Source organism: Polaromonas sp. P1_G1 (genome assembly GCF_056405595.1).
This window is the reverse complement of record NZ_JBFUBU010000008.1, coordinates 1-13,924: the sequence shown is the minus strand read 5'-3', so window position 1 is coordinate 13,924 and position 13,924 is coordinate 1. Positions and strand designations below refer to the sequence as shown.

The 13,924-nt window shown below is 64.9% G+C and carries 13 protein-coding genes; 9 read left to right on the top strand and 4 right to left on the bottom strand.

From position 1 onward, the window contains the following. Positions 1-37: 37 nt before the first annotated feature. A complete protein-coding gene (locus tag AC1D1Y_RS04905) occupies positions 38-973 on the top strand; it encodes a LysR family transcriptional regulator (protein ID WP_477681364.1) in 936 nt (311 codons plus the stop codon). A 3-nt stretch (positions 974-976) separates the two neighbouring features. Here the strand turns inward: AC1D1Y_RS04905 and AC1D1Y_RS04900 are convergent, their stop codons facing one another. Both AC1D1Y_RS04900 and xdhC read right to left on the bottom strand, forming a co-directional pair. Next, positions 977-2,182, bottom strand: a complete 1,206-nt coding sequence (locus AC1D1Y_RS04900) for a urate hydroxylase PuuD (RefSeq protein ID WP_477681363.1) — start codon at positions 2,180-2,182, stop codon at positions 977-979. 192 nt (positions 2,183-2,374) lie between these two features. After that, a complete protein-coding gene (xdhC, locus tag AC1D1Y_RS04895; protein ID WP_477681362.1) occupies positions 2,375-3,205 on the bottom strand; it encodes a xanthine dehydrogenase accessory protein XdhC in 831 nt (276 codons plus the stop codon). A 148-nt stretch (positions 3,206-3,353) separates the two neighbouring features. Here xdhC and AC1D1Y_RS04890 point away from each other — a divergent pair, with 148 nt between their 5' ends. After that, on the top strand, positions 3,354-3,908 hold the full coding sequence (locus AC1D1Y_RS04890; RefSeq protein WP_477681361.1) for a hypothetical protein: 555 nt from the start codon (positions 3,354-3,356) through the stop codon (positions 3,906-3,908). Between the two features lie 312 nt (positions 3,909-4,220). Here AC1D1Y_RS04890 and AC1D1Y_RS04885 read toward each other — a convergent pair whose 3' ends face one another. Both AC1D1Y_RS04885 and uraH read right to left on the bottom strand, forming a co-directional pair. Beyond that, on the bottom strand, positions 4,221-5,237 hold the full coding sequence (locus AC1D1Y_RS04885) for a tripartite tricarboxylate transporter substrate binding protein (protein ID WP_477681360.1): 1,017 nt from the start codon (positions 5,235-5,237) through the stop codon (positions 4,221-4,223). Between the two features lie 82 nt (positions 5,238-5,319). Beyond that, complete coding sequence (gene uraH, locus AC1D1Y_RS04880) at positions 5,320-5,673, bottom strand: hydroxyisourate hydrolase (protein ID WP_477681359.1); 354 nt, start codon at positions 5,671-5,673, stop codon at positions 5,320-5,322. Positions 5,674-5,872: 199 nt separating this feature from the next. On the opposite strand from uraH, the gene AC1D1Y_RS04875 reads away from it, so the two are divergent. From AC1D1Y_RS04875 to AC1D1Y_RS04845, 7 genes are all read left to right on the top strand, one after another. Further along, complete coding sequence (locus AC1D1Y_RS04875) at positions 5,873-6,538, top strand: GntR family transcriptional regulator (protein WP_477681358.1); 666 nt, start codon at positions 5,873-5,875, stop codon at positions 6,536-6,538. Beyond that, entirely contained in the window at positions 6,538-7,473 is a 936-nt protein-coding gene (gene puuE / locus AC1D1Y_RS04870) for an allantoinase PuuE (protein WP_477681505.1), read from the top strand. Before AC1D1Y_RS04875 ends, puuE begins: the two co-directional genes overlap by 1 nt. Before the next feature lie 2 nt (positions 7,474-7,475). After that, on the top strand, positions 7,476-9,242 hold the full coding sequence (gene uraD, locus AC1D1Y_RS04865) for a 2-oxo-4-hydroxy-4-carboxy-5-ureidoimidazoline decarboxylase (protein WP_477681357.1): 1,767 nt from the start codon (positions 7,476-7,478) through the stop codon (positions 9,240-9,242). Between the two features lie 5 nt (positions 9,243-9,247). Then, positions 9,248-10,489, top strand: coding sequence for a M20 family metallopeptidase (locus AC1D1Y_RS04860; RefSeq protein ID WP_477681356.1), 1,242 nt, complete (start codon positions 9,248-9,250; stop codon positions 10,487-10,489). A gap of 227 nt (positions 10,490-10,716) precedes the next feature. After that, entirely contained in the window at positions 10,717-11,772 is a 1,056-nt protein-coding gene (locus AC1D1Y_RS04855) for an ABC transporter substrate-binding protein (RefSeq protein ID WP_477681355.1), read from the top strand. 2 nt (positions 11,773-11,774) lie between these two features. Further along, positions 11,775-12,599, top strand: a complete 825-nt coding sequence (locus AC1D1Y_RS04850; RefSeq protein ID WP_477681354.1) for an ABC transporter ATP-binding protein — start codon at positions 11,775-11,777, stop codon at positions 12,597-12,599. Positions 12,600-12,601: 2 nt separating this feature from the next. Next, complete coding sequence (locus AC1D1Y_RS04845) at positions 12,602-13,369, top strand: ABC transporter permease (RefSeq protein ID WP_477681504.1); 768 nt, start codon at positions 12,602-12,604, stop codon at positions 13,367-13,369. Positions 13,370-13,924: the final 555 nt, after the last annotated feature.

Below are 13,924 nucleotides of genomic sequence, written 5' to 3'. Positions count from 1 at the left end.
CCTTTAAAGTGAGACCATTGTTAACTTCAGGTTACGAATGAATCCGGCAAACCCCGCTCCATCGGAGATGGCTTTTTTCAACCTGCTGGCGCGCTACGGCAGCCTGTCGGCCACGGCGCGCGAGCTCGGCGTCAGCACCGCGGCCGTCAGCAAGCGGCTGGCGCAGATGGAGGCCAGGCTGGGCGTGCAGTTGCTCAACCGCACGACGCGACGCGCCAGCCTCACGCAGGAAGGCGAGATTTACCTGACGCATGCACGCCGCATCCTGGCCGACATCGACGACATGGAACAGCAGGTCTCCAGCGCCGTGGCGGCCCCCAAGGGCCTGCTACGCGTGAACGCCACCCTGGGTTTCGGCCGCAGCCACGTGGCGCCGCTGGTCTCGCGTTTCGTGAAAGCCCATCCCGAGGTGGAGGTGCAGTTGCAGCTCACGGTCAACCCGCCGCCGCTGACCGAAGATGCTTTTGACGTCTGCATACGCTTCGGCGAGCCGCCCGACGCCCGCGTGGTGGCGCGCCTGATCGCGCCGAATCGCCGCCTGCTCTGCGCCGCGCCGGCCTACCTGGCCCGCCACGGCACACCCCGGGTGCCGCACGACCTGGCGCGGCACAACTGCATAGGCATACGTCAGGGCGACGAGGCCTACGGGATGTGGCGCCTGGCGTCAGGCAAGCAGACGCAGGCCATCAAGGTGCACGGCAACCTGAGCACCAGCGACGGCGAGATCGCGGTGAACTGGGCGCTGGACGGCCACGGCATCCTGATGCGTGCCGAATGGGACATCGCCAAATACCTGCGCAGCGGCCGGCTGGTGCAGGTGCTGGAGAACTACCGAACGCCGGCGGCCGACATCCATGCGGTGTATCCGGCCCGCCACCAGCATTCAGCCCGGGTCAAGGCCTTTGTGGATTTTTTGGCGCGGCATTTTGAAAAACCGTCGACGAGGGCTGCGGGCTTGGCCAGCAGCTGGTAATCATCATTCGGTTCGCGCGCCCGCGTCGAACCACTGCTTGATGGCCAGCCGCTCATCCTCGGTGATGCCGGTCGCGTTGTTCATGGGCATCAGCCGCGTGACCACGGCTTGCTGGTAGACCTGGGTCGCGTGCTGCTTGACAGCCCCGGGGGAATCGAGGCGCACATTCTTCATCTGCAGCTGCGCCCCGTGGCACTGGTAACAGCGCTGGGCCAGGATGGCCTGCACCTTGTCATAACCGGCGCCCGATGAGACGGCGGCCGGTGCAGCCGCAGCGATGGGCGCGGGTTTCATCCAGATGATCACGCCGATGATCACCACCACACCCACCAGCGCATACGGCAGCGGGTGCCGGTTGCGGCCCAGCTTGTAGCCGTGGCGCAGCACGAAGAACTGGCGTATCGCCGCACCGGCCAGCATCATGAGGATCAGCACCAGCCAGTTTTGCGGATGGCTCCAGGTGAAGCTGTAGTGGTTGCTGAGCATGGCGAACAGCACCGGCAACGTGAAGTAGGTGTTGTGCACGCTGCGCTGCTTGCCGCGCTGGCCGTGCACCGGGTCCACAGGCTCGCCGGCCTTGATGGCGGCCACGACCTTGCGCTGGCCGGGGATGATCCAGAAGAACACATTGGCGCTCATGGCGGTCGCCATCATCGCGCCCACCAGCAAAAAGGCCGCGCGCCCGGCAAACCAGTGGCAGGCCAGCCAGGACGCGATGCAGACCAGCACCGCGACCAATGCGCCCACGATGGCGTCCCCATTTTTGCCCTTGCCGAACAGCTGGCAGATGCCGTCGTACAGCATCCAGAACACCACGAAGAAAGACAGCGCCACACCGGCCGCCGCGCCAGGCGACCAGTTCATCAATGATTTGTCGATCAGGTAGGTGCCGGCGTTCCAGAGGTAGGACACCGTGAACAGCGCAAAGCCCGACAGCCAGGTGCTGTAGCTTTCCCAGTAAAACCAGTGCAGGTGGGCCGGCAGTTGCGGCGGCTTGACGGCGAATTTGACCGGGTGGTAAAAACCGCCGCCATGCACGGCCCAGAGCTCGCCGCTCACGCCCTGTTTCTTGAGGTCTTCATCCACCGGCGGCGTGAGGCTGCTGTCGAGGAAGACGAAGTAAAACGAGGAGCCGACCCAGGCGATGGCGGTGATGACGTGGACCCAGCGCAGCAGCAGGTTGGCCCAGTCCAGAAGGTAGCTTTCCATATTCCCTCAACCCTTGCGGGGCCCGTGCAGGCACCGCGATTTCAGCCTGCTCACCACTGCGGGCGCTGTAAGCAGAAAACGGGTCACGAACAAGAGAACGCGTGGTTGACTACGTCGTTCCCGGCTCCGCTGCGACCTGGTGACGCGAGTTTATAGCCTTTGCCGTCAGGCGCAAAGCCAAACGGCACAGGCTCAGCCCGCATCGATGCTCTGCAACAACTGCGCCGCGACAGCGACGGCAATGACTTCCGGCTCCTTGCCTGTGATGCCGGGTACGCCTATCGGACAGGTCACATGCGCGAGTTCTTCCGCCGTAAAGCCCCTGGCCTCCAGCCGGTGCCAGAAGGCCGCCCATTTGCTCTTGCTGCCGATCAACCCTATGTAAGGCAAGTCGCCCTGCTCACGCTGGCGCTTCAGGCAGGCGGCCACGATGTCCAAGTCTTCCGCATGGCTGAAGCTCATGATCAGCACACGCGACTGCGGCGCGAGGCCAGGCACTGCTGCCTGCACCGGCTCCGAATGCTCGCACACCACGCGCGGCGGCACGCTGTCCGGGAACACGCCGTCGCGGCTGTCTATCCAGGTCAGCGCGAACGGCAGGGGCACGAGCACCTGCGCGAGCGCATGGCCGACATGGCCGCCGCCGAACAACGCCACCGGCGTGAGCCGCGGCGCGTCCAGCCGCAGCGCCGCCGCATCGCCGGCCTCCACCCGCTCGAAGCGCAGCTGCACCACACCGCCGCAGCATTGGCCCAGCGACGGGCCCAACGCCACGCGCACCAGCGCGCCGGCATCGGCAGGGGTGTCGCCGCCGAGCAGTGCACGAGCCCGCGCGATGGACTCGTATTCGAGGTGGCCGCCGCCTATGGTGCCCACGATGGCATCGGCGAACACAGCCATCCAGGTGCCCGCCTCGCGCGGGACCGAACCCTGTGTTTCGGCCACCCGCACCAGCACCGCCGGCGCTGTGGCCAGGCGGGCCAGCAGCGTGTCAAGTAACAAACCGGTGTTGCGGGAAACCATTGGTGACGTGTTGAAAGCGTAAGGAAATGGAATAGTCGGCAAAATGAGACCTTAGCACCACCCCCGGCCAGCGCGCGGTCTCCGCGCACGATGGCGGGTATACGCAAAACCCCATGAGCCGGCCCCAAGAGGCCCAGAGAGGCAAACCATGACAAGACCAGAGATGCCTTCCTCCCCTTCTACTGCAACTTCTTCTTCCGCCCCGCGGCGCTTCTGGCTGATGGCCCTGCTGTCCGCGGCCGGGGCCGCCATCGTGAGCGCCTGCAAGACCGCTCCCGACGCCACGCCCGCGCCCGGACCCGCCAAGGCGCCGGACACCCCGGTGATCGGCCCCATCGCCGGCCCCCAGGGTTCGGCCCGCAGCTCCAGCGCCTCCACGCCGCGCGCCTACCGCGAAGACGGCGCCACGCACATCTATGGCCTCAATTCAGACCGTGTCTACAAGGGCCGCATGCCGCCGCTGCTGTATGCCGTCGGCGTGCTGAACGTGGAGATCGACAGGGTCGGCCGCGTGACCCGCCTGGACTGGATGCGCGCGCCGCGCCACGCGCCCGAAGTGATGGCTGAAATCGAAAGCACTGTCCAGAAGGCATCGCCTTTCCCAGCGCCCACCCGCATGGGCAAGGTGGTCTACACCGACACCTGGCTGTGGCACAAGAGCGGCAAGTTCCAACTCGACACGCTCACAGAAGGACAGGACTGACTAAGGCCCCCGACTGCTGCAGGTATTCCGTTTTTATCTTCGGCTGTTGGCTGTTTGCATTCCGCTCCCACCCCTTGTGGATGCGCCGAGGAGCGGAGGTCCAGACGGATCAGGGCAAAAACTTGTTTGAGCCGCAGGCGAGTTGTTTTTGACCCCGTCTGGACCGAGCACCGCAGGTTGCCCCGGAGCGCAGCGCAGGGGACGCAGGAACCAGGGTCGCCTTTTTTTGCTTACTTTTTTTGGCGAAGCAAAAAAAGTGAGTCGCATGCCGGGCGACCCCGGCCCCGGAACCCAAACCGACACCTGCGCCCCTCAATCAATCGTCAAATTCTGCGTCTTGACGACGTTGACCCAGGCGCGGTAGTCGGCCTCAATGAACTGGCCCAGTTGCGCCGGGGTGCCGGGCGCGGCGTCGACAGCGTCGGCCTTGAAACGGGCCAGCACGTCCGGCATGGCCACGATCTTGTTGATGGCGGCGTTCAGGGTGTTGACGACGGCCGGCGGCGTGCCGGCAGGCGCGGCCAATGCGAAGTAATTCAGCACGTCAAAGCCCTTCAGGCCGGACTCCGTCATGCTGGGCACGTCGGGCAAGGCGCTGGAGCGTTTGGCGCTGGTCACGGCCAGCGGCTTGACGCTGCCGTTCTTGATGAAGGGCAGCAGCGCGGGAATGGTGCCGGTCACAAGCTGGATCTGCCCGCCAATCATGTCCATGGTGGCCGGCGCCACGCCGCGATACGGGATGTGCGTGATGAAGGTGCCGGTGCGGGCTTTGAGCGATTCCAGCACCAGGTGGTTGACACCGCCCGCGCCGGCGGAGCCGTAGTTGAGCGCGCCGGGTTTCTGTTTGGCCAGCGCGATCAGCTCCTTCATGTTGTTGGCCGGCAGCTGCTTGTTGGCGGCCCAGACCAGCGGGCCGCTGGCGATCATGCCAACCGGCGTGAACTGGCGCAGCGGGTCGTAGTTGGCGCTGGGCAGCGAAGCCGCCACCGTGGTGAAAGGCGATGCCACCAGCAGCAGCGTGTAGCCGTCGGCCGGCGCCTGCGCCACAAACTGCGTGCCGATGGCGCCCGAAGCGCCCGCGCGGTTGTCGACCACAAACGTGCCGCCCAGGACTTCACCGAGCTTTTGCGCGATCAGCCGCCCCATCGCGTCGGTGCCGGCGCCGGGCGCAAACGGCACCACGATCTTGACGGGACGTTCGGGGTAAGCGGCGGGAGTATTGGAAGGGCCTTGTGCCAGCGCGGCGGAAGCCACCAGGCTGGCGGCAGTGCCCGCGGACAACAGCAGGGCTTGGCGGCGGCTCAGCGCGCCCATCGGCTTGACGTTCATGGGGGAAGAGGCTCAGTAGTAAAAAGAGCTGATTGTTAACGTCCCAGATGACGCCCGCATGACACGGGCCTCATGGAAAGGCTCAGCTGCCGCGGTAGGTCGAATAGCTCCAGGGGCTCACCAGCAAGGGCACGTGGTAGTGCGCGGTGATGTCGGCCACGCCGAAGTCCAGGCTGACCTGGTCCAGGAAGGCCGGCTCGGGCAACGCCACGCCGCGCGCTTTGAAGTAATCCGCGACGTCAAACACCAGGCGGTAAGTGCCCGCTTTCAAGTTGCTGCTGTCGTACAGGGGCCCGTCGGGACTGCGGCCGTCGTCATTGAGGACGAAGGTTTTCACCAGCGTGGCCTGCCCCGCCTGGGTCGTAAACAGCGAGACTTTCATGCCGCCTGCAGGCAAACCGTGCATCGTATCGAGTACATGTGTGCTCAGTCCCATGGCGTTCCTTGGTAGTAGTTGGGGGAGCCGCTCAAAAACCCTCCTGGCGTTGTGCAGCCGTCTTGCCGTGCCTTCAGCACTGTCTGCGGCGTCGCGCCTAGCCAGGACCGCTTCGCTGGGTTTGTGAGCAGCTCTTGGGTTTCGATTTCGGTTTACCAAAAGTGTATACAGTTTTTGGGTTTACGGCTATCATGACCCGATGGAATCATCGACCACCCACGCCATTGTCGAGGCCTTGACCAAGGCCATTGTGGAGCACAGGCTGCACCCGGGCACCAAGCTGGCGGAACAAAAACTCGCCGACCATTTCGGTGTCTCGCGCACGCTGGTGCGGCAGGCGCTGTTCCAGCTTTCGCAAAACCGGCTGATACGCCTGGAGCCGGCGCGCGGCGCCTTTGTGGCGGCGCCCTCGGTGATGGAAGCGCGCCAGGTGTTCGCCGTGCGCCGCATGCTGGAAGCCGAGATGACACGCGCCTTTGTGCGCGAGGTGACGCCCGCGAAGATCAAGGCGCTGAAAGAACACGTGGCCCAGGAAAAAGCCGCGCTTGACACCGGCGACGTGTCCGGCCGCACCGAGCTGCTGGGCGATTTTCATGTGCGCATGGCCGAGCTCATGGGCAATGAAGTGCTGGCGCAGATGCTGGGCGAGTTGATCTCGCGCTGCGCACTGATCACGCTGATGTACCAGACCGCCAGCGCCGCAGAACACTCCAACGACGAGCACGCCGAAATCGTCAAGGCCCTGGCCGCCAAGGATGAGGCCCTGGCCGTGCGCCTGATGACCGAACACCTGCTGCACGTCGAGGAAAACCTGGCCTTCGACCGCAAGGTGCCGACCAACGATATTTCGATGGCCTTGTCATGATGAACAACAGCTACCCCAGAGACTTGGTCGGCTACGGCCGGAATCCGCCGCATGCGCAGTGGCCCGGCCAGGCCCGCATCGCCGTGCAGTTCGTGCTCAATTACGAAGAAGGCGGCGAGAACTCGGTGCTGCACGGCGACGCCGGTTCCGAGCAGTTTTTGTCCGAGATGGCCAACCCGCCCAGCTTTGCCGACCGCCACCTGAGCATGGAAGGCATTTACGAATACGGCTCGCGCGTGGGCGTGTGGCGCATCCTGCGCGAATTTGAAAAGCGCGGGCTGCCGCTGACCGTCTTCGGCGTCGGCATGGCCTTGCAGCGCCACCCCGAGGTGGCCGCGGCCTTCACCGAACTCGGCCAYGAGATCGCCTGCCACGGCYRSCGCTGGATCMACTACCARMAGGTCGACGAAGCCACCGAGCGCGAACACATGCGCCTGGGCCTGGACGCGATCGAAAAGCTCACCGGCACGCGCCCGCTGGGCTGGTATACCGGCCGCGACAGCCCCAACACGCGCCGCCTGGTGGCCGACGATGGCCGGCTCGAATACGACAGCGACTACTACGGCGACGACCTTCCCTTCTGGACCGAGGTCAAACGAACCGACGGCGCCGTGGTGCCCCGGCTGGTCGTGCCCTACACGCTGGACACCAACGACATGCGCTTCGCCCTGCCCCAGGGCTTCGCGCAGGCCGAGGACTTTTTTATCTACCTGCGCGACAGCTTCGACGCGCTGTATGCCGAGGGCGATGAGTCGCCAAAAATGCTCAGCATAGGCATGCACTGCCGGCTGCTGGGCCGGCCCGGCCGCATCGTGGCGCTGCAGCGTTTCCTCGACCATGTGCAAAAGCACGACCGCGTCTGGGTCTGCCGCCGCATCGACATCGCCCGCCACTGGCAGGCCACCCACCCCTACACGCCCCGGCAGGAAAGCTGAACATGGCCATCACCCTTGAACAGGTCAACACCGCGCCGCGCGACCAGGCGCTGCAGCTGCTGGACGGGCTTTACGAGCACTCGCCCTGGGTCGCTGAAAAAGCACTCGACGCCCGCCCCTTCCGTTCGCTGGCGCAGCTCAAGCACGCGATGGCCCAGGTACTGCGCGCAGCCGGCAGGGACGCGCAGATCAAGCTCATCCAGGCGCATCCCGAACTGGCCGGCAAGGCCATGGTGAGCAAAAGCCTCACGGCGGAATCCACCCACGAACAGGGCAAGGCCGGCCTCACCGATTGCACACCCGAAGAGTTCGCCACGCTGCAAAAGCTGAACGCTGACTACAACGCCAAGTTCGGTTTCCCTTTCATCCTCGCGGTGCGCGGCCCGCGCGGCACCGGCCTGGGACGGCAGCAGATCATCGACACCTTCGCGCGCCGCCTGCAGAACCATCCCGACTTCGAGCTGCAGGAAAACCTGCGCAACATCCACCGCGTGGTGGAACTGCGGCTTAACGACAAGTTCGCCGCCACGCCCGCGCTGGGCAACGACGTGTGGGACTGGCACGAAGCCATGTCGCGGTACAGCGACCCGGGCTATCTTGAAAAAGGCCAGCTCACGGTGACCTACCTGACCGACGCGCACCGCGCCTGTGCGGCCTTCATCAGCGGCACCATGCGGGATTGTGGCTTTGACGAGGTGGGCATTGATGCGGTGGGCAATGTGGTGGGCGTCTACAAGGCCTCGGCGCCGGGCGCCAAGACCCTGCTCACCGGCAGCCACTACGACACCGTGCGCAACGGCGGCAAGTACGATGGCCGGCTCGGCATCTTCGCGCCCATGGCCTGTGTGCGCGAGTTGCACCGCCAGGGCAAGCGCCTGCCTTTCAACATCGAGGTCGTGGGCTTTGCCGAGGAGGAAGGCCAGCGCTACAAAGCGACCTTCCTCGGTTCCGGCGCGCTGATCGGCGACTTCAAGCCCGAGTGGCTGGACCAGAAGGACGCCGACGGCATCACCATGCGCGAGGCCATGCGGAACGCCGGCCTGAAGCCTGAAGACATCGGCAACATCAAACGCGAGGCCGGCAGCTACCTCGGGTTTGTCGAAGTCCACATCGAGCAAGGCCCGGTGCTCAACGAACTCGATTTGCCGCTGGGCATCGTGACGTCGATCAACGGCAATGTGCGCTACCTCTGCGAGATCACCGGCATGGCCAGCCACGCCGGCACCACGCCCATGAACCGCCGCCGCGACGCGGCCGCCGCGGCCGCCGAACTGCTGCTCTACGTGGAGCGCCGGGCCGCGCAGGACGGCGATTCCGTCGGCACCGTGGGCATGCTGCAGGTGCCCAGCGGCTCCATCAACGTGGTGCCGGGGCGCTGCCTGTTCTCGCTGGACCTGCGCGCGCCCGTCGATGCGCAGCGCGACGCGCTGGTGGCCGACGTGCTGGCCGAGCTCAAAACCATTTGTGAGCGCCGCGGCGTGCATTACACGACCGAGCTGACCGAGCGCGCCGCCGCCGCGCCCAGCGCGCCGGCCTGGCAGCAGCGCTGGGAGCGCGCGGTCGATTCGCTGGGCGTGCCTTTGCATGCCATGCCCAGCGGCGCCGGCCACGACGCCATGAAGCTGCACAAGGTGATGCCGCAGGCCATGCTTTTTGTGCGCGGTCAGAACTCCGGCATCAGCCACAACCCGCTGGAAAGCAGCACCAGCGACGACATCGAGCTTGCGATCCAGGCTTTTACCCATCTGCTCACCCATCTCGCGCCCTGACCACCATGACCTTCCCTACCGATTACGCCCGGCTCGACAGTTGGATAGACGCCCATTTCGACGAGGAAACCGCCTTCCTCCAGCAACTCATACGCGTGCCCACCGACACGCCGCCCGGCAACAACGCGCCGCATGCCGAGCGCACCGCGGAACTCATCAAGGCCTTCGGCTTCGACGCTGAAAAATATCCCGTTCCAGAAGCCGAAGTCCGCGGCTACGGCATGGAGTCCATCACCAACCTGATCGTGTGCCGCCAGTACGGCAACAAGGGCGAAGGCCGGACCATCGCCCTCAACGCCCACGGCGACGTGGTGCCGCCCGGCGAAGGCTGGACCAAAGACCCCTACGGCGGCGAGATCGTGGACGGCAAGATCTACGGTCGCGCCTCGGCCGTCAGCAAATGCGATTTCGCGAGCTTCACCTTCGCGGTTCGCGCGCTCGAAGCGCTGGGCGCGCCGCTCAAGGGCGCGGTTGAGCTGCACTTCACCTATGACGAAGAGTTCGGCGGCGAGATGGGCCCGGGCTGGCTGCTCAAGCAGGGCCTCACCAAACCCGACCTGCTGATCGCGGCCGGCTTCTCGTATGAAGTCGTCACCGCCCACAACGGCTGCCTGCAGATGGAAGTCACGGTGCACGGCAAGATGGCGCACGCCGCGATTCCCGACACCGGCGTCGACGCCTTGCAGGGCGCGGTGCACATCCTCAACGCGCTGTATATGCAGAACGCGCTGTACCAGCAGGTCACGTCCAAAGTCGAGGGCATCAAACACCCCTACCTCAACGTGGGCCGCATCGAAGGCGGTACCAACACCAACGTGGTSCCCGGCAAGGTGATGTTCAAGCTGGACCGCCGCATGATCCCCGAAGAGAACCCGGCCGAAGTCGAAGCCACTATCCGCAAGGTGATCGCCGACGCGGCGGCTGAACGCAAGGGCATCACCGTCGACATCAAGCGCCTGCTGCTGGCCAATTCCATGCGGCCGCTGCCCGGCAACAAACCTTTGGTCGAAGCCATCCAGAAACACGGCGAGGCCCTGTTCGGCCAGAAGATCCCGGCCATGGGCACGCCGCTCTATACCGACGTGCGCCTGTATGCCGAGGCCGGCATTCCCGGCGTGATCTACGGCGCCGGCCCGCGCACCGTGCTCGAGTCGCACGCCAAGCGCGCCRACGAGCGCCTCGATCTCGAAGACCTGCGCCGCGCCACCAAGGTGATTGCGCGCACGCTGCGCGACCTGCTGGCCTGAGCCCTTGGCGCGATGCCCCCGCTTCGGGGGTAATCACGGACGGAAAAAACCGCAAAAGCGGCAAGCCCGGCGCGACTTTCGCCGAAAATAGGCCGCACGCCGTGTCGGCGAGGATGTTTTGCCCCCTCGCCCACCAGGCACGGCATTGTTTTTGCTAATCCTCCCGTAGCTCCCGCTGCCGCTCCTCCGGGCGGCCAGTGCTCACTTTTTTGGCCCAGGACCACCCCATGACCTATCGCATGCCCCTGTTTTCCGCCGCGCAACTCGCCAGGGCCGCCGGCCTGCTTGCCGCCACCGCGGCCTTCAGCCTCGCCCACGCGCAGAACACGCCCATCAAGTTCCAGCTCGACTGGCGTTTTGAGGGTCCCGCCGCCCTCTTCCTCACGCCGGTGGCCAAGGGTTATTTCAAGKCCAACAAGCTCGACGTGACGGTGGATGCCGGCAACGGCTCGGGTGGCGCGGTCACGCGTGTGGCTTCGGGCACCTACGACATGGGTTTTGCCGACCTAGCCTCGGTCATGGAGTTCCATGCCAACAATCCCGACGCACCCAACAAACCCGTGGCCGTGATGATGGTCTACAACAACACGCCGGCCTCGGTCATGGCGCTCAAGAAATCGGGCATCAAGACGCCCGCCGACCTCAACGGTAAAAAAATGGGCGCACCGGTGTTCGAYGCCGGCCGCCGCGCCTTCCCGGTCTTTGCCAAGGCCAACAAGGTCACCGGCTTCCAGTGGGTCACCATGGACCCGCCGCTGCGCGAGACCATGCTGGCGCGCGGCGACGTGGACGCCATCACCGGCTTCACCTTTACCTCGCTGCTCAACCTCGAGGCGCGCGGCGTCAAGGCCGAGGATGTGGTGGTGCTGCCCTATGCCGACTTCGGCGTGAAGCACTACGGCAACGTCGTGATCGCCTCGCCCAAGCTCATCAAGGAGAATCCGGCCGCCGTCAAGGCTTTCCTGCAGGCTTTCACCAAGGGCGTGAAAGACGTGGTGGCCGACCCGGCCGCTGCGATTGAATTCGTCAAGGCGCGCGACGGCATCATCAACGTGCCGCTCGAAGTGCGCCGCCTGCGCCTGGCCATAGACACCGTGATCAACAGCCCCGACGCGCGCGCCGAGGGCTTCGGCCAGGTCAAAGCCCCGCGCCTCACGCTGATGGCCTCGCAGGTGTCCGACGCCTTCGGCACCAAGACCCGCGTGGACCCTGCCCTGGTGTGGAACGGCAGCTTCCTGCCCATGGCGGCTGAACTCAATGTGCTGCCGGTCCCCAAGAAATAAGCATGTCCCTGGCTACTGCCGACAATAATCCTTTCGTCGACTTCAAGGACGTCTGGCTCGCCTACAACGACGAGCTGCTCGCGCGCAAACAATTTTCCGTCGAGGCCATAGACCTTCAGGTGCGCCAAGGAGAGTTCATCGCCATCGTCGGGCCTTCGGGCTGCGGCAAGTCCACCTTCATGAAACTGGCCACCGGCCTGAAGATGCCCTCGGCGGGCCGCATCCTGATCGACGGCCGGCCCGTGACCGGGCCGCTCAAGATCTCGGGCATGGCCTTTCAGGCGCCTTCGCTGCTGCCCTGGCGCACCACGGTCGGCAATGTGCTGCTGCCGCTCGAAATCGTCGAGCCCTACCGCAGCCAGTTCAAGGCCAAACGCAAGGAGTTCGAAGAACGCGCGCGCCGGCTGCTGCAAAAGGTAGGCCTGGCCGGATACGAGGACAAATTCCCCTGGCAGCTCTCGGGCGGCATGCAGCAGCGCGTGAGCATCTGCCGCGCGCTGATCCACGAACCCAAGATGCTGCTGCTCGACGAGCCCTTCGGCGCGCTCGACGCCTTCACACGCGAAGAGCTGTGGTGCATCCTGCGCGACCTCTGGACCGAGCAGCGCTTCAACGTGATCCTGGTCACCCATGATTTGCGCGAGTCGGTGTTCCTGGCCGACACGGTGTACGTGATGAGCAAAAGCCCGGGCCGTTTTGTCGTCCGGCGCGAAATCGACCTGCCGCGCCCGCGCGACCTGGAAGTCACTTACACCCGCGAATTCAGCGACATCGTGCACGAACTGCGCGGCCACATAGGCGCGATGCGCGGCGGAGCGCAGCCATGAATATGAACAACAAACAGCTGGAACGCTGGGCGCCATGGCTGCTGCTGGCGCTGGTGGTGGCGCTATGGCAGGCCGTGTGCGCGGGTTTCTCGGTGCCCGAGTTCATCTTCCCGGCGCCGCTGGCGATTGCCCAGGCCATGGCCGAATTCGCCGGCCCGATTGCCGAAGCCGCCTGGAAAACCTTCTGGGTCACGATGGTCGGTTTCGGCCTGTCCATCGTCGTTGGCGTGCTGCTGGGTTTCCTGGTCGGTTCGTCGCGCCTGGCCTATGCGGCGGTCTACCCGCTGCTGGTGGCCTTCAACGCCGTGCCCAAGGCGGCCATCGTGCCCATCCTCATCGTCTGGTTCGGCATAGGCATAGGCCCCGGCATCCTGACCGCTTTCCTTATCTCGTTTTTCCCCATCACCGTCAACATGGCCACCGGCCTGGCCACGCTCGAGCCCGAGCTTGAAGACGTGCTGCGCGTGCTCGGCGCCAAACGCCGTGACGTGCTCATCAAGGTCGGCCTGCCGAGGTCCATGCCCTACTTTTTTGCCTCGCTCAAGGTGTCGATCACGCTGGCTTTTGTCGGCACGGTGCTGGCCGAAATGACGGCTGGGGATTCGGGGATTGGCTACCTCATGCAGAGTGCCGGGTCGCAGCAACGGCTGGCGTTGGCGTTTGCCGGGTTGGTGGTGATTGGGGCTATGGCGATGGCTATGTATGAGTTGTTTAGTTATGTTGAGAAGCACACTACTGGGTGGGCGCATCGGGGGTCGCAAGCCGGTTGATCGAGCCGGTCTTGCTCCGGCTAGTGCGCTTCCTCTCCTCTGTGCTCTTTGCTGAGGGCGGTTGGCCGGGGGTAGCCCGGCGGCTACTCACTTTTCTTTTGCTTCGCCAAAAGAAAAGTAAGCAAAAGAAAAGGCGACCCTGGTTGCTGCGTCCCTTCGCTTCGCTGCGGGCAACCTGCGGTGCTCGGTCCAGGCGGGGTCTCGCTAAACTCGCCTTCGGCTCAAACAACGCGATCCCTGATCCGCCTGAACCTCCGCTCCTCGGCGCATCCACAAGGGGTGGGAGCGGGGAGAGAAATACCAAACAGCCGGATACCAATACCGAATACCTGAAGAAACAAGGACTCGCCATGGCGAGTCCTTGTTTGTCTTGGTTTGTTCTTTGGTGTTTGTCTTCTGTCCCCGTTCCCGATTGCCCCGTCCTGGCTGGGCCGAGGAGCGCAGAGACAAGCGGATCAGGGCCGGCGTTGTCTGAGCGAAGCGAGTTTAGCCGGACCCCGCTTGGCTCGAGCACCGCAGGTTGCCCGTAGCGAAGCGTAGGGACCCAGACTGCGG